The 14,909-nt window shown below is 45.5% G+C and carries 15 protein-coding genes; 9 read left to right on the top strand and 6 right to left on the bottom strand.

Annotated features, from left to right (window positions below; translation table 11 throughout):
- Positions 1 to 39 precede the first annotated feature (39 nt).
- From nrdR to sps_RS20305, 9 genes are all read left to right on the top strand, one after another.
- Positions 40 to 489 (top strand): transcriptional regulator NrdR, encoded by a 450-nt coding sequence (gene nrdR / locus sps_RS20345; protein WP_077754175.1) that lies wholly within the window; start codon positions 40 to 42, stop codon positions 487 to 489.
- A gap of 61 nt (positions 490 to 550) precedes the next feature.
- Positions 551 to 1,693, top strand: a complete 1,143-nt coding sequence (ribD, locus tag sps_RS20340) for a bifunctional diaminohydroxyphosphoribosylaminopyrimidine deaminase/5-amino-6-(5-phosphoribosylamino)uracil reductase RibD (RefSeq protein ID WP_077754174.1) — start codon at positions 551 to 553, stop codon at positions 1,691 to 1,693.
- A gap of 3 nt (positions 1,694 to 1,696) precedes the next feature.
- The gene (locus sps_RS20335; protein WP_077754173.1) at positions 1,697 to 2,359 is read left to right on the top strand and encodes a riboflavin synthase; all 663 of its coding nucleotides are present in this window, start codon (positions 1,697 to 1,699) and stop codon (positions 2,357 to 2,359) included.
- A gap of 108 nt (positions 2,360 to 2,467) precedes the next feature.
- The gene (gene ribBA, locus sps_RS20330; RefSeq protein WP_077754172.1) at positions 2,468 to 3,571 is read left to right on the top strand and encodes a bifunctional 3,4-dihydroxy-2-butanone-4-phosphate synthase/GTP cyclohydrolase II; all 1,104 of its coding nucleotides are present in this window, start codon (positions 2,468 to 2,470) and stop codon (positions 3,569 to 3,571) included.
- Positions 3,572 to 3,694: 123 nt separating this feature from the next.
- Positions 3,695 to 4,177 carry a 6,7-dimethyl-8-ribityllumazine synthase gene (ribH, locus tag sps_RS20325; RefSeq protein WP_077754171.1) on the top strand — a complete coding sequence of 161 codons (483 nt, stop codon included), beginning with the start codon at positions 3,695 to 3,697 and terminating at the stop codon, positions 4,175 to 4,177.
- A gap of 8 nt (positions 4,178 to 4,185) precedes the next feature.
- Complete coding sequence (gene nusB / locus sps_RS20320) at positions 4,186 to 4,590, top strand: transcription antitermination factor NusB (RefSeq protein ID WP_077754170.1); 405 nt, start codon at positions 4,186 to 4,188, stop codon at positions 4,588 to 4,590.
- Positions 4,591 to 4,696: 106 nt separating this feature from the next.
- Complete coding sequence (gene thiL / locus sps_RS20315) at positions 4,697 to 5,656, top strand: thiamine-phosphate kinase (protein WP_077754169.1); 960 nt, start codon at positions 4,697 to 4,699, stop codon at positions 5,654 to 5,656.
- The gene (locus sps_RS20310; RefSeq protein ID WP_077754168.1) at positions 5,656 to 6,150 is read left to right on the top strand and encodes a phosphatidylglycerophosphatase A family protein; all 495 of its coding nucleotides are present in this window, start codon (positions 5,656 to 5,658) and stop codon (positions 6,148 to 6,150) included. Before thiL ends, sps_RS20310 begins: the two co-directional genes overlap by 1 nt.
- Before the next feature lie 504 nt (positions 6,151 to 6,654).
- Positions 6,655 to 7,401 (top strand): SDR family NAD(P)-dependent oxidoreductase, encoded by a 747-nt coding sequence (locus tag sps_RS20305; protein WP_077754167.1) that lies wholly within the window; start codon positions 6,655 to 6,657, stop codon positions 7,399 to 7,401.
- A gap of 30 nt (positions 7,402 to 7,431) precedes the next feature.
- On the opposite strand, the gene sps_RS20300 is transcribed toward sps_RS20305, so the two are convergent.
- From sps_RS20300 to barA, 6 genes are all read right to left on the bottom strand, one after another.
- Complete coding sequence (locus sps_RS20300; protein WP_077754166.1) at positions 7,432 to 8,202, bottom strand: TorF family putative porin; 771 nt, start codon at positions 8,200 to 8,202, stop codon at positions 7,432 to 7,434.
- A 118-nt stretch (positions 8,203 to 8,320) separates the two neighbouring features.
- Complete coding sequence (recN, locus tag sps_RS20295; protein WP_077754165.1) at positions 8,321 to 9,982, bottom strand: DNA repair protein RecN; 1,662 nt, start codon at positions 9,980 to 9,982, stop codon at positions 8,321 to 8,323.
- A gap of 141 nt (positions 9,983 to 10,123) precedes the next feature.
- Positions 10,124 to 11,122: an AEC family transporter gene (locus sps_RS20290; RefSeq protein WP_077754164.1), complete on the bottom strand. Its 999-nt coding sequence runs from the start codon at positions 11,120 to 11,122 to the stop codon at positions 10,124 to 10,126.
- 83 nt (positions 11,123 to 11,205) lie between these two features.
- Positions 11,206 to 11,454 (bottom strand): DUF3319 domain-containing protein, encoded by a 249-nt coding sequence (locus sps_RS29305; RefSeq protein WP_077754163.1) that lies wholly within the window; start codon positions 11,452 to 11,454, stop codon positions 11,206 to 11,208.
- 14 nt (positions 11,455 to 11,468) lie between these two features.
- Complete coding sequence (locus sps_RS20280; protein ID WP_077754162.1) at positions 11,469 to 12,074, bottom strand: YjaG family protein; 606 nt, start codon at positions 12,072 to 12,074, stop codon at positions 11,469 to 11,471.
- Positions 12,049 to 14,862, bottom strand: coding sequence for a two-component sensor histidine kinase BarA (gene barA, locus sps_RS20275; protein WP_077754161.1), 2,814 nt, complete (start codon positions 14,860 to 14,862; stop codon positions 12,049 to 12,051). The genes sps_RS20280 and barA overlap by 26 nt, the downstream gene beginning before the upstream one ends.
- Positions 14,863 to 14,909: the final 47 nt, after the last annotated feature.

Below are 14,909 nucleotides of genomic sequence, written 5' to 3'. Positions count from 1 at the left end.
ACGTCATTAGGCTATTTTCTCACTTATTCAGGAGGCTCGATGCATTGTCCTTTTTGTAGCGCAACCGATACCAAGGTAATCGATTCCCGTTTAGTGGCCGACGGCCATCAAGTCAGACGCCGCCGTGAGTGCGTCCAATGCCATGAGAGATACACCACCTTCGAAGGCGCCGAACTGGTGATGCCACGAATAATCAAGCAAGACGGAAGCCGTCAACCCTTCGATGAAGACAAACTTAGGGGCGGCATGCTTCGTGCGGTAGAGAAACGCCCTGTGTCTATGGATCAAATTGAACAGGCTCTGACTAAGATTAAGTCGACCTTGAGGGGAACTGGTGAGCGTGAGGTCAAGTCTGAGCTTATTGGAAACTTAATGATGGATCAGCTGGTGGGACTGGATAAAGTCGCTTATATCCGCTTCGCGTCGGTCTATCGAGCATTTGAAGATGTTTCCGAGTTTGGTGATGCTATCGCCAAGCTGCAGAAGTAAACCAAACCATTATCAACCCCATCCATGTGGGATTTATTAAACTTGTCTGGTCTGTGAACTTATGTGGTCAATAGAAGATACTGAATTTATGAGCCGTGCAATTAAACTTGCGCGTCGAGGTTTATATACCACTCGTCCAAACCCCTGCGTTGGTTGTGTCATCAGTTTAGACGATAAGATCATCGGCGAAGGTTTTCATATTCGAGCCGGCGGCCCCCATGCAGAGGTCCATGCTTTAGCCATGGCAAAAGAGCGCGTCGGTGGCCAAATCGATCTGAAGGGCGCGACAGCCTATGTGACTCTGGAACCTTGTAGCCATTATGGTCGCACGCCTCCCTGCGCAGAGGCTCTGATTAAACACGGCATATCCCGTGTGGTCGTCGCCGTAGAAGACCCCAATCCCCAAGTGTCTGGCCGGGGCATTAAGATGCTCAGGGATGCCGGTATTGAGGTCGATGTTGGTCTGCTCAGCGATGAGGCCGCTCAAATCAATCCTGGTTTTATGAAACGCATGGAGAGTTCCCTTCCTTGGGTGACGGTAAAACTTGCCGCTAGTTTAGATGGTAAAACAGCCCTAAGTAATGGTGAGTCTAAATGGATCACCGGCCTCGAATCTCGCCGCGATGTGCAACGCCTAAGAGCACGCCATTGCGCCTTGATGACTGGCATAGAAACCGTGTTAGTCGATGATCCATCTCTCAATGTGCGTCACGGTGAGCTTGGCTTGTTATCTCAGCAACTCGATGCAGACTCATTGCACCAACCACTTAGGGTCATACTCGACAGCCGCGCCAGACTCACATCGACGGCTAAGCTGTTTGCTATTACCAGCCCCATCTTGTTGGTCTCTTGCGTCGATTATCCTCAGATTGAAAAAGACACTTGGCCTGAGCATGTCTCTGGACTCATATTGGCAGCTGATCATGAAGGCAGAGTCGAGTTGGCGGCGCTGTTTGCGCACTTAGGTAAAACCTGTAATTCAGTGTTAATCGAGGCGGGGGCAACATTAGCCGGCAGTGTTATGAGCCAGAATCATGGCGATGAACTCATCCTCTATCAGGCGATGAAGCTACTTGGCTCCAATGGACGAAATTTAATCTCTCTGCCTGACTATATCGCTATGGCAGATATTCCAACCGTTAAATTAATCGATGAACGTAAATTGGGTGATGATACCCGTTTGACGTTAAAAATAAGGTCATAATTCATGTTTACCGGGATCATAGAGTCAGTGGGTACCTTAAGAAAGATAGAGCGACGAGGTGATGATATTCGCCTCAGTGTGGCGAGTAATAAACTCGACCTGTCTGATGTACGCCTAGGGGATAGCATAGCTACCAATGGTGTCTGTTTGACGGTAGTCGAGTGTCTCGGCGACGGCTATGTTGCTGACATTTCTGCCGAAACCGTGAGTTTGACCGGGTTTGCCAAATACCAGGTCGGTACTAAAGTTAACCTTGAAAAAGCCGTGACCCCAACCACTCGATTAGGTGGTCATATGGTGAGCGGCCATGTAGATGGCGTTGCGACAGTTGATGACAGGCAATACCGAGGCAAGGCCATCGAGTTTTGGTTGAGTGCACCTGTTGAGCTGGCCCGTTATATCGCCCACAAAGGTTCGATCACCATAGATGGGGTCAGCCTGACCGTTAATGAAGTGCAAGACAATCGATTTAGATTGACGATTGTGCCTCATACCGCCGGAGAGACGACCCTTGAGAGCCTCAAGGCGGGTGACAAAGTGAATATAGAAGTCGATTTGATTGCTCGTCATTTAGAACGTTTAATGACATACACCAATAAAGAGGCTTCGCAGCCTGAGTCAAATGTGACCATGGATCTGTTAGCTCGCTCAGGTTTTTTGCGCTAGAGACTAGCAAAATCTGTGAATAGAAGATTAAATTGATAAAAAATATCGGTTCACTGGCTGTTTTGCCTAAACCAGATACTCGAAACTATAAAAATTTAAGGCCTTACAATGTCGTTACACAGTATAGAAGAGATCATCGAAGATATTCGTCTCGGTAAAATGGTTATCTTGATGGACGATGAAGATCGTGAGAATGAAGGTGATTTGATCATGGCAGCAGACATGGTCACAGCGGAAGCAGTTAATTTTATGGCGACCTTTGGCCGTGGTTTAATCTGTCAGACATTGACGAAAGCGCGTTGTCAGCAGCTGAACTTGCCGCTGATGGTGACCAATAACAATGCTCAGTTCTCGACTAATTTCACTATGTCTATCGAGGCCGCAGAAGGCGTGACGACCGGCATTTCGGCTCAAGACAGAGCGGTAACGGTGAAAGCCGCAGTCGCAAAAGAAGCGAAGCCCAGTGATATCGTTCAGCCAGGTCATATCTTTCCTTTGATGGCGAAAGAAGGTGGGGTACTTATTCGTGCGGGTCATACCGAAGCGGGTTGTGATTTAGCCAGGCTGGCAGGTTTTGAAGCATCATCGGTCATTGTCGAAATATTAAATGATGATGGCACTATGGCACGCCGTCCGGATCTTGAAGTATTTGCCGAAAAACACGGTCTTAAGATGGGCACCATCGCCGACCTTATCGAATATCGCAATACCAAAGAGAGCAATGTAGTGCGTGAGGCTAAGTGTAAATTGCCCACACGTTTCGGCGAGTTCGATATGCTGACTTTTAGAGACACTATCGATAATCAGCTGCACTATGTGTTGATTAAGGGTGAAGTTAAAGAAGAAGTGCTAGTGCGTGTACATCTGCAAAACACCTTCAATGACCTGCTGCACTCGGAGCGTGATCAGAAGCGTAGCTGGCCGCTAGAAAAGGCGATGCAACGTATTGCCGATGAAGGTGGAGTACTGGTTCTCTTGGGTAACCAGGAACACAGCAGTGATATTCTTGCAAAAGTTAAAGCATTTGAGCTCGAAGACAGTGGTCAGGTGTCTACTCCGGCCAAGTGGCAAGGCACGTCTCGTCAAGTGGGTGTCGGTTCTCAAATTTTAGCCAATGTCGGTGTGACTAAGATGCGTCTACTTAGCTCACCTAAACGATATCATTCACTTTCAGGCTTTGGCTTAGAAGTGACTGAGTATATAAGTGAATAAATAAAATCTATTCAAATTAAATAAATTCTTGTGATTTGCATGGAGAACAACGTAGGGGGCTGTGATATCATACCGCCTCTTCCGTGCCCGAGCCGGTTAAATCAGCTAATTTAGGTAAGATAAATGAACATAGTTCAAGGTAATATCGAGTCGAAAAACGCCAAGGTTGCTATCGTAGTATCACGCTTCAACAGTTTTCTTGTTGAGAGCTTACTCGACGGCGCGGTCGATACACTGAAGCGTTTCGGTCAAGTCGCTGATGATAACATCACTGTTGTACGAGTCCCCGGAGCCGTAGAGCTGCCTTTAGCTGCACGTCGTGTTGCCGCTAGTGGTAAGTTTGACGGCATTATTGCCCTCGGTGCAATTATCCGTGGCGGTACGCCACACTTTGATTTAGTTGCAGATGTATGTAATAAGGGATTAGGTCAAGTTGCACTTGAGTACGATGTTCCTGTTGCATTCGGTGTGTTGACTACCGATACCACAGAGCAAGCGATTGAGCGCTCAGGTATTAAAGCGGGTAATAAGGGTGGCGAAGCTGCACTTAGCCTGATTGAAATGATTAACGTGCTGCAAGAACTAGAACAGCAGTTGCAAGATTAGGAATAAAGATGAAACCTTCTGAGCGCCGCAAGGCCCGCCGTTTAGCCGTACAAGCCATTTATTCTTGGCAGTTAAGCGGAAATAATATTGCCGATGTGGAGCATGAGTTTCTTACAGAGCAAAAAATCGATGGTATCGATGTCGCATACTTCCGTGAGTTACTCACGGGAACGGCAACGAAACTCGCTCAAATAGATGAACTAATTATTCCTCATGTTGAGCGTCCATTTGACGAAGTTTCGCCTATCGAAAAAGCGGTACTGAGAATGGCGACCTATGAGCTTACATTCCGCAAGGATGTACCCTATAAGGTTGCGATTAACGAAGCTATCGAGCTGGCAAAGACTTTTGGTGCAGAAGATGGCCATAAGTTTGTCAACGGTATTCTCGACAAGATAGTGGGTCGTAAGTAATACGAAAAAACGGCATCTTAGGATGCCATTTTTTTTGCCTCGCGAAGCTAGTGCTTATCATAAAAACAGATGTACTTATCTTACTCAGATACGGGCAGACTAATCCTTGAAAGAATTTCAATTAATCGAACACTTCTTTAATCGCCGTGCTCAAACACGCCGCGATGTCGAGTTAGGTATAGGTGACGATTGTGCTCTGGTACAAGTCGCCCCGAATAAATCCATCGCCATCTCCTGTGACACCTTAGTCGAAAATGTCCATTTTTATCCCGATATTCCGCCTCAGGCCTTGGGCTATAAATCCTTAGCCGTTAACCTATCCGACCTCGCTTCCATGGGGGCCGAACCTGCATGGATGACACTGGCATTAACCTTGCCGGATGTGGATGAGACCTGGTTAGAGCAGTTTAGTGCCGGTTTGTTCGATGCTGCCGAGTATTATGGTGTGTCGCTCATAGGTGGAGATACGACGCGTGGCCCGCGTTCGATCAGCATTACCATCAACGGATTAGTGCCGGCGGGAACGGCATTAACTCGAGGTGGTGCCAAGAATGGTGATTGGATCTATGTCACCGGCACTTTAGGTGACTCGGCATTGGGCCTGGATGTGATACGAGGTAACAGGCAAGTCGATACTGAATATAATGAGTATCTGATTAATCGGCATTATTACCCGACACCAAGAGTATTGGCGGGGCAATCGTTGCGAAACCTGGCCTCGAGTGCCATCGATTTATCTGACGGTCTGGCATCGGATATTTTACATGTCCTGAAGCGTTCAGAAGTCGGTGCGGTTATCGATGTGGAGCTATTGCCGCTATCCCAGGCCGTAAAAGACTCAGTCCCCGAGCAAGAAGCGTTAAGCTACGCCTTATCTGGTGGTGAGGACTATGAGCTACTGTTTACCGTTCCAGAGGCGCAAAAAGGTGCCTTAGAGACGGCACTAGCCCATGCCTGTGTCGAATTTACCCAGGTGGGGCAGGTGACATCTGATAAACAATTGAGATTAATACGCAATGGAGAGCCATTTAATCTTACTAACATAAGTTTCGAGCATTTCTCTTAATGAACATATTATCTAAAGATAAAGCGTTAACTCATCTCTCTCTGAAGAATCCCATTCACTTTTTAGCCCTTGGGTTTGGCTCAGGCTTAGCTGCAAAAGCGCCGGGAACCTTTGGCACCTTAGCCGCTATTCCGCTATTTCTCTTGATGGCCCCTCTGAGCCTGCCTTGGTATCTGGGACTTACCTTGTTGAGTGTACTTGCCGGTTTTTATATCTGTGATAAGGCCGCGAAAGACATGGGGGTTCACGATCATGGGGCAATTGTGTGGGATGAAATTGCCGGATTACTCATCACCATGATAGCCGCGCCTGCGGGTTGGCTCTGGTTAGTCATAGGCTTCGCCTTGTTTCGCTTCTTCGATATATTGAAACCTTGGCCCATCCGTTGGCTCGATGCCAAAGTCGAAGGCGGCTTCGGTATCATGATAGACGATGTGCTTGCGGGAATTTTCTCGCTGATTTGTCTGCAAGTATTAGCTTACTATTTCGCTTAGCAAGTTCCGTCTGGTTATTTGAGGTATGGATTAATCCTGCCTCATTGCTTTCATTTTATTTCTTTCTAATCTTCCTTTCTCTCAATACTTTCTCTCAACTTCTTGTGCTTATATCGATTGATAACTTTTATCAAGCTCACTTTTGGCAACCTGAGGTTTCAATTTTTGGCCTCGATAAACAGGAGGGATGATGACAGCATAAGGTGTTATACCAATCAGTATAAGAAAGTGATCTACTCAGAGTGATTTTTGGCAATTAATTCAAGGCGTATAGCTGATGGAATGGTTATTCCCTTGTGAAGCTATTCAACGAAGAAGTAGGCGGTCAAAAGCACTCCTGAAAGGCGAGTTTTAGCGCTTTATATACTGTGTTAACGAGCTAGAACGTAGAATAACTATGCTCTTCACTCGTTGCCTTGCCTCTGAAGCGGTAAACTCTCGCTGAGCGATCACATCTTTATACTGATTGGTATTACTTACAGTCTCAATTGAAAGGAATAAGCCATGCTCTTGAAAAATAAAATTGCCATTATTACTGGTGCTGCATCTGGTATTGGTCTTGAAACCGTTAAACTATTTCTCGAAGAAGGCGCGAACGTTGTTGCAGGCGACATTATGAGTTCTATGGCACTATCTGAGTTAGTAGAAAAAGATGAGCGCTTAGTGTTTCACTTGGTCGATGTCACGGTTAAAGATGACCATAATAAGTTGATTGAGTTGGCTGTTTCATCTTTTGGTGGTCTTGATATCTGTTTCAATAATGCAGGAATCATAGGTGATACAGAAACTCCTGGTGCCGAACAAACCATGGAATCATTCGATAAAGTGATGAATGTTAATGTTCGTGGTGTAGCCCTTGCTATGAATGCTCAGATTAAGTTCTTTCAATCATCGGGCCACAAGAGTCCGGCAATTATCAACACTGCATCGGTAGCGGGTAAGATTGCTATGGCTAACTCGGCACCTTACATCACTTCGAAACATGCTGTTGTTGGACTAACTAAGGCCTATGCCATCGATTACGCATCGGCGGGGATCCGTATCAATATGGTTGCCCCCGGCGTGATTGCTACACCTATGGTGTCTGAGGTCGATGAAGATAAAGTCGAAGCGATTTTAGCGGCGCATCCTATCGGACGTATTGGTCTGCCAAGTGAGATAAGTGAACTCGTGGTATTTCTGGCGAGCGACAGAGCGACTTTTATCAACGGGGCTTATTACAATGTCGATGGTGGCTATTTGGCTCTGTAAGCTTATAACTTGAGGGACTAGGTGTTAGGACTAAAACGTCCAGGTGGCTTTGGCGAAAAAGGTGGGATCGGCGATATGCCCAAACAGGTCTTGCCCTGCGTTATCCGTACCATTGTAGGTAAAGCAAGCTGTTACCGGACCAATGGGGTAGCTCAAACCTAAGTTGTAATATACGTAGTCGTCACCTAGGGCATCTTTCGTATTCCACCAGCCTAGTTGCATATCAAGACTAAGGCCTGACTCCCACAGTGATTGCGACTTGTTGTATTCCACTCGATAAGCTTTATCGACACTTAAGTCTCCTAAGATATCATTTAAGGTATGGCTAAAAGAGAATTGTCCGTAGGGGGTGTACAGGTCAAACATGAGTTCGGTAAAGTCCAGGCTGATGTCTGCTGAGTTTGAGCCCTGAATAAGGTATTGATACAGGGTGACAGATAAGTACACTTCTTCGTTGAACAGGTGACGATAGCCGACATACACATCGGTTTCCAGATTTTCACCTGCTTCATAGGGGCTAGCATCATCGATGAAATTGAATGTCGATACGAAAGTACCCAGATAAAATCCATTACCGACATCGTATCCGGCGAGTACCTGAACGGCAGGGTCTGTCTGAGTCAAAGAGACTCCATAGGCTCTATGATCTGTGGTGACGCTCGCATGGCCATAATAGCTGCCATCAGCCAGGCTAGGAAGAGTGAAAAGAAGGAGTAGATAAGGGAGTAAATGAAGCGCCTTAGTGACGATGATGAGAGAGTCTTGGGTTGCACTTTTCCATGTGTCCAGTAAATAATTCATATCCCTTGCCTTATTACCGATTAGCTCATTCCTTAAAGTCATTTGACTAATGACTTTAAGGAAAATATAGACCAAGGGAAGCGCTATATCCAATATTTAGTGAGGTGGTATAAAGAATCTACACTCGTAATAGTTCCTTCGCGTTTGCTAATGTGTTGTTGGTTATTTCGTCGCCACCCAGTAAACGGGCGAGCTCTTCGATGCGCTGATTCTTGTCCAATGGTGTCATGGATGTTTCAGTCTTTCCTGCTTTGCTCTTCTTGTCGACAAACATGTGTTGGTGTCCGTTACCGGCAACTTGAGGCAGGTGGGTCACACACAAGACTTGAGTAGAATCACCTAACTTTCTCAGCATTCGTCCAACAACTGCTGCCGTTGGTCCTGAAATCCCCACATCGACCTCATCAAAAATGAGCGTCGGGGTCGATACTTTTTTGGCTGTAATGACTTGGATCCCCAGGCCTATTCTGGACAGCTCGCCACCCGATGCTACTTTAGATAGTGGCTGAAGAGGCTGGCCAGGATTAGTAGTGACGAGAAACTCTATGGTGTCGCAGCCATTAGGGGAGCTGAGTTCTTCATTGAATGCGATTGAGATTGAAAATTTCCCTTTAGGCATACTCAATTCATGGATAGATTGAGTGACCTGCTTGTCTAGCTCTTTGGCATAACGACAGCGGCTCTGGTTGAGTTTCTTGGCATGTACCAGATAGCTTTCTCGACTGGCGGCTACCTGTAGCCTGAGATCGTCCAAAGCTTCTTCGTCAGAGTCGAGGGAGATAAGCTCAGCTTTTAGCATGAGGTGGTGAGCGGCTAGTCCGCTCGGGCTGACGTGGTGCTTACGAGCCAGCTGCATGGTCTTGGATAATCTCTGCTCTAAATGTGCGAAATGTTCAGGATCAAGCTCTAACCCTGCTAGGTAAGCCTCAAGTTCGCTACTGCTTTCCTGAACTTGAATGAGGGCTTCGTTTAGCATACTGACCACACTCGTTAGTAGAGGGTCATATGACTCCAGTTCTTGGGCTTGAGTGATGCCTGCATTGATCATGGACTCGACGTTGCCCTGATCATTCTCCTGTAAGATGAACAGCTCATTTTTACAGGCTTCGACCAGAGCAGTGCCATTGGCAAGTTTCTTATGCTCTGCCTCTATCTCTTCAAATTCTCCTGGAGATAGGTTGAATTCATCGAGTTCTTCGACTTGATATTGGAGTAGCTGTTTTCGAGAGATACGTTCATGTTGTGATAGCGTTAAGGCTTTAAGTTCTTTCTCTATCAATTTACAGCGTTGATAACCAGCAGTGACAGAGTCGAGTAGCATTTTATGATTGGCGTAACTGTCTAATAAGGTAAGCTGATGTTCACTCTTTAGCATGGCATGGTGCGCATGTTGACCGTGGATACCAATAAGCAGTTGGCCTAGATTTTTGGCTTGTGATAAGGGGACAGGATTACCATTGATGTATGCCCTGGAGCGTCCATCACTATTAACTGTGCGCCTGAGTATGCAGTCATTATCATGGTCAAGATCGTTATCTTCGAGCCAACGTTTGGCAACAGGGATATCACTCAAGGAGAATCTGGCACTCACTTCAGCTTTATCCGCGCCAGGCCTTACCGTACTGGCATCGGCTCTGTTACCTAAACACAGGCCTAAGGCGTCAATTGCAATCGATTTACCCGCCCCGGTTTCACCGGTAATGCTGGTCATTCCGGGCCTGAAGTCCAGCTCAAGGAAGCGAACTATGGCGAAATTATTGATGCTGAGTTGGCAAAGCATAATGACATCCCTTTAATGTACTGTGTTTTTAAACAGTATATACTGATTTTATATACAGTAAAGCTTTGAGTGAATAGTGTTCAATATTATTCTGACTCAATACGAAACTTCATCGAACTTAGTCACTAGTTGCTGAGCATGCTAGCTACGAAGTAAATAATCTATGCTTGGCAAGGTCAGGATACTCAGCACTGTACCTAACATGATCGTTTGAGCGCTGATTGCTGACTTTATCCGATATCTTTGTGCTAACAAGAACACACTGGCAGCCGTGGGTAAGGAAGCTAGCAGCACCCCCATGATCAGCAAATCTCCCTCGACGCCAAAGGCTATTAAGAGTATATAAGCCAGCGCGGGTTGTATGAATAATTTGCACACATTAATCCAGGTCAATTCGGCGAAATGATGGAAAGTCTTTTCTCTAACCGTTAATTGACGAGTGTCATGGGGTATAGCTGAGGATAGAGGGAGTTCCTGGCCGCCAGTAGCCTTGGCGAGTACCATGCCGATTGCAAAAAGTGCACAAGGGCTAGAGGTCATGCCTATCTGGCGTAGCATGATTGATATTGATTCGTTGACGTGAATATTAAGAGCCGAAATAACCATGCCTATAGTGCTGCCAATGACAATTGGATTCTGTATCAGAGACTGAAAAATAACGACAAGAGGGGATACTTGCTTCTGCCCTTGGTACAACTCGACGGTAACTAAGACCAAGGCAAAAATGATGACGGATAAAAGTGTCGTAATGGCGGCTGCGGTTAATGCGTTGCCATTGTCGGGAAACAGCATGGTGAGTAAGGGCATGCCGATAAAAGCACAGTTACCGAATGTGGTGTTTAGCGCCCTGAGTGCGGCTATATCAGTGCGGCCTTTATTGGTTACGCAGGACACCAGCATCACCAATATGTAGGTCAATACCATAGCTAAGCTATAACCGGCAATAAATCCCCATTGCAAAATACCTTCGATAGGGGTTTCAGCCAAGGCAATCAGCATGATAGCCGGGAAAGCTATGTAGTAAACATATTGGTTTAATACCTGGTCTGTATCGGGTGACAGGATTCTGCTTCTCTGGATAAGCGAGCCCAGCAACATGATCCCAAGTACGGCAAACAATGGGGTTAAGATAGGTGACATCAATACCATCCCTAATTTGAGTCGTGTTTTTATTATATTTTTTTTATCAAAGTAACACAGTTTTTCGTTGGGATGCTATTAAGCTAAGGTCTTAGGGGAAGTTTCGGTTTTGCTTTGTGGAGGCGTTTATTAGAGAGCTTTGTTTTTGGCTCTTGGGTTGGAAGGGGGCCTTTTATTGGCGGAAGAACGCCGAGCTCCTGGAAAAAGTTGATTTGTCTTCTTAATTCAAACAGAGAGCCCACTCTAGTCTGCTCACCTATGATGAGTTTCCAAGTGTCTGTTAGGCCCTCTGAATTAGTCAGGATATAGCCTTCGTAAATCAATTTTCTCATTGATAGCTATAACTTTAGCTCTCAGGCAGTCCGATACCTATGTTAGATACGCCGGATTGAATGATCTCTTTTCGCAGTGACTTCACAAAGTCTGCATTTAATTTAGGATTGTCTTCAATCAGTTGAAGTAGTGTGCTTTGCAGCTCTTTCTCTTCAACCATGACCTCATGATTAAAGATGTAGTCGTCGAATGCGTCTTCGTCAAGCTCGACATCGGAAATCGCTTCTATGTAATTGGCTACAGTGCTCGAAGAGAGCTTACTGATATTGACAATATCTTCTTCGACTTTACTCTGAATGGCACTCAATAAGGCTATGATTGCAGTGCTTGCATCCATGGCTGGATAGACACCATAGACATCGAAGTCGGCTGGTTCTGGCGTGTTTAGCTCTAACCTTTCCAGGTAGATATCTATGTTTAGCTTTAACTTTTTATCATAGATAGATTGCCATAGTAGGCTAAGTGCAGTATCGAGCACTTGTGGATCACCAAACTCACACACCTCTGAAAAAAGTTGATAATTAGGCAGCATACGTTGGCACAATGCGATGGCGAATACTTTTTTCTGTTGTAAGTCTAACGCTTTTACGCGTTTAAAGAAGCCGAGCTTGTTTGTCATCTAATACATCCGTTGATAACTGTGATAACACTTGATTTGCAGCCGATTCTACCTTAGTTAGTTCATCAAGTAACTCAAGTATTTCAGGTTCCACCTCGGTGATACCTATTCCTAGTTTTAATCTAGACTCTATCTCATGGCAAAGTTTCTGTGTCGTCGGTACGCCGCAGTAGCAACTCGCGCCATGTAGCTTATGCACTGTGCTGAGCATCTGTTTCTCATCGAGGTTATCTAAGGAGTCTTGTAGCTGGTCTGTGGTCTCAGGTAATGAATCTACCAACATTTTCAGCATATCCAGAGCTAAGTCTGTCTTATTATTTGCCTGGGTTAAACACAGATCCCAATTAAGGGTGAACTGATCGAAATGGGTGAATCTGGGCCGGGTCTTCCAGCGACTGATCACGCTTTTTAGTGAGGCTTCATCTATGGGTTTAGGTAAGTAGCCATCCATACCACTCTGCTCGATTCGCTCTCTCTCTTCGGCGATGGTATGGGCCGTCACTGCTATGATAGGAGTATTACGATTGAGGGAGTGTTGCCGTATCTGTTTTGTGGCGCTGATGCCATCTGTACCAGGCATCTGGATATCCATAAATATAAGATCAAAACTACGCTCCTTAGCCTGTTTGATGGCGCCATCGCCACTGCTAACAACCGAGACTTGGCTGACTATCTCTTTGAGTAAGGTATCGATTAACTTTAGGTTTGCCGGATTATCATCCACAGCCAGTACACTCATAGGCTCCCTTGAAATAGTCTCTGGAGGCGTAAATTCTTTGAGTAGCTGTAGATTCTCAGAGTTAGGCTGAGGATCGATTAAGGTTTGTGCTAGTACTTTTTCGCCAATTGGCGCCGACATGACCTTGTCGGCAAAGGGTAAGATGCTGTGGAGTTCATATTCCTGATCTCCGCCGATGAAGATGAGGTAGCGACATCTAGCTTTAATTTTTTCAAGTTGTAAGGAGATATCAATGTCTTTGTCCATGCCCTTATTGCTGATCAGGGCATAATCATAATAAACATCATGCTGACTAAAGTAATGAGCTAGCTGCTCACCGGAGCGAATATTGGTGAGCCGCATTCCCCAATGCCTTACTTGGCGATCTAAGGTGTTGTTCGACAGCTCTCTGGGTTCAAGCAATAAAATAGATTTATTGAGGAGCTTATCCACTGACTGGATTTGGCCTATTGGATATAAGCTGGTGCTTAGAGGAAGAGTGAACCAGAAGGTTGATCCCGTATTCGGTTTGGAGTGACAGCCAACCTGCCCGCCCATACGGTTGATCAGTCGCTTTGTGATGATAAGCCCAAGACCCGTTCCGCCAAAGCGACGGGAAATGGATGAATCTGCCTGGCCAAAAGCCTGAAAAAGCAGTTCTTGTTGCTCCTCATCGATACCAATTCCGGTATCTATTACTTCAAATCTTAAATTGATCTTGTCGTTGGTCGATTCTGTTAGCTGTAGTTTTAAATGCACGCTACCGATATCGGTAAATTTGATGGCATTTCCCACCAAGTTGGTGATGATTTGGCTAAAGCGCATGGCATCACCGGAGAGGTCTTCAGGTATCGACTGGTCGATATCTACCACTAACTCAATATCTTTTTCACGGGCGCTATTAGATAACAAGGTAATAGTATCGTCTAAGGTCTCTCTTAGTGCGAATGGCATGTTTTCCAATACCATTTTCCCCGCTTCGAGTTTTGAGAAATCTAAGATATCGTTAATGATCCCTAGCAGGTTAGTCGCGCTTTTTTCTATGGTTTTAACATAGTCCTGTTGACTCGAATGTAGTGGCGTCTTGAGGAGTTGTTTCGCAAAGCCTATGACGCCGTTGAGCGGAGTCCTTAATTCATGGGACATGTTGGCCAGAAATTCTGATTTTATCCGACTGGCCTCTAGTGCACGTTTCTTAGCGAGATCAAGCTCAACGTTCTGGATCTCGATCTGCTCTAAGGTTTCCCTTAAATCCGATGTTGCCTGATCGATATTTTGCTGCATCTCATCGTGATATTCCGACAGAGAGCCTGCCATGGCATTAATACCACGTTTGAGCAGATCCAGCTCGCCAATCAAGTTGCCATCGACTCGGGTATCAAGCTTTCCTTCACGGATCTTAGCCACAACTCGCACCATTTCGGTGATGGGTTGAGTGACGTTTTTCACCAGTCTGAAGGTGAAAAGTAAATTTAGCTGAACACCGATCAAGACGATAATAAAGGCGGCAACGGCAGCTCTATGTTGCTCCAGTAACGCATTTTCTTTATTCACTAATACTGCTATGTAGCCGAGCTTAGTCGCGATTAGGCGTTCAGTATCATTGTTTTCATCGGTATTAAGGTTAAGTTCATTGTCGGTTGAGAAAATAGGCGTGCGCAGTATGATGCTGTCGCCAACTTGTTCGAGTTGAGTATTGAGCAGGCTGTTAAAAGGTTGATCGTAACGCATCATTTCATGATTTTTATAATGATGTGAAGTGACTATGACACGATTATTGGTATCAAAAATAGCGATGAACTGTACTAAAGAGGCTTTGTTTAACTGGATTGCAGTGATCAGTTTTTTGGTACTTTCGAAGTCATTTCTCTCTAGGCCGATGGCCGCAGCAATCGCCAGTGGCTCGATAATATTGCTGCCCTGTTCTATGAGAGTTTGTTCGAGTTCATAGAAACGATTTATGGTAAAATAGCTGCCTAGTAGAACACCGACAAGAATAGTTGGCGCTAACGCAAGTACAAGCACCCAAGAGCGGAGGCTGTATTTCGTCATGTTATCGGCGTTATTCATTAAGTTGGCTAATCTACCAGTTTGTTGACAAACGTTTCACTAGACTG

Origin of the sequence: Shewanella psychrophila (assembly GCF_002005305.1) — a bacterium.
GTDB lineage: Bacteria > Pseudomonadota > Gammaproteobacteria > Enterobacterales > Shewanellaceae > Shewanella > Shewanella psychrophila.
The sequence above is the reverse complement of the archived record's forward strand: the minus strand, read 5'-3'. Positions and strand labels throughout refer to the sequence as shown.

Excerpts from the sequence above, each read along its gene's own strand:
- nrdR (WP_077754175.1), top strand. The coding sequence starts at position 40 with ATGCATTGTCCTTTTTGTAGCGCAACCGATACCAAGGTAATCGATTCC.
- ribD (WP_077754174.1), top strand. The coding sequence starts at position 551 with ATGTGGTCAATAGAAGATACTGAATTTATGAGCCGTGCAATTAAACTT.
- sps_RS20335 (WP_077754173.1), top strand. The coding sequence starts at position 1,697 with ATGTTTACCGGGATCATAGAGTCAGTGGGTACCTTAAGAAAGATAGAG.
- ribBA (WP_077754172.1), top strand. The coding sequence starts at position 2,468 with ATGTCGTTACACAGTATAGAAGAGATCATCGAAGATATTCGTCTCGGT.
- ribH (WP_077754171.1), top strand. The coding sequence starts at position 3,695 with ATGAACATAGTTCAAGGTAATATCGAGTCGAAAAACGCCAAGGTTGCT.
- nusB (WP_077754170.1), top strand. The coding sequence starts at position 4,186 with ATGAAACCTTCTGAGCGCCGCAAGGCCCGCCGTTTAGCCGTACAAGCC.
- sps_RS20310 (WP_077754168.1), top strand. The coding sequence starts at position 5,656 with ATGAACATATTATCTAAAGATAAAGCGTTAACTCATCTCTCTCTGAAG.
- sps_RS20305 (WP_077754167.1), top strand. The coding sequence starts at position 6,655 with ATGCTCTTGAAAAATAAAATTGCCATTATTACTGGTGCTGCATCTGGT.
- sps_RS20300 (WP_077754166.1), bottom strand. The coding sequence starts at position 8,202 with ATGAATTATTTACTGGACACATGGAAAAGTGCAACCCAAGACTCTCTC.
- recN (WP_077754165.1), bottom strand. The coding sequence starts at position 9,982 with ATGCTTTGCCAACTCAGCATCAATAATTTCGCCATAGTTCGCTTCCTT.
- sps_RS20290 (WP_077754164.1), bottom strand. The coding sequence starts at position 11,122 with ATGTCACCTATCTTAACCCCATTGTTTGCCGTACTTGGGATCATGTTG.
- sps_RS29305 (WP_077754163.1), bottom strand. The coding sequence starts at position 11,454 with ATGAGAAAATTGATTTACGAAGGCTATATCCTGACTAATTCAGAGGGC.
- sps_RS20280 (WP_077754162.1), bottom strand. The coding sequence starts at position 12,074 with ATGACAAACAAGCTCGGCTTCTTTAAACGCGTAAAAGCGTTAGACTTA.
- barA (WP_077754161.1), bottom strand. The coding sequence starts at position 14,862 with ATGAATAACGCCGATAACATGACGAAATACAGCCTCCGCTCTTGGGTG.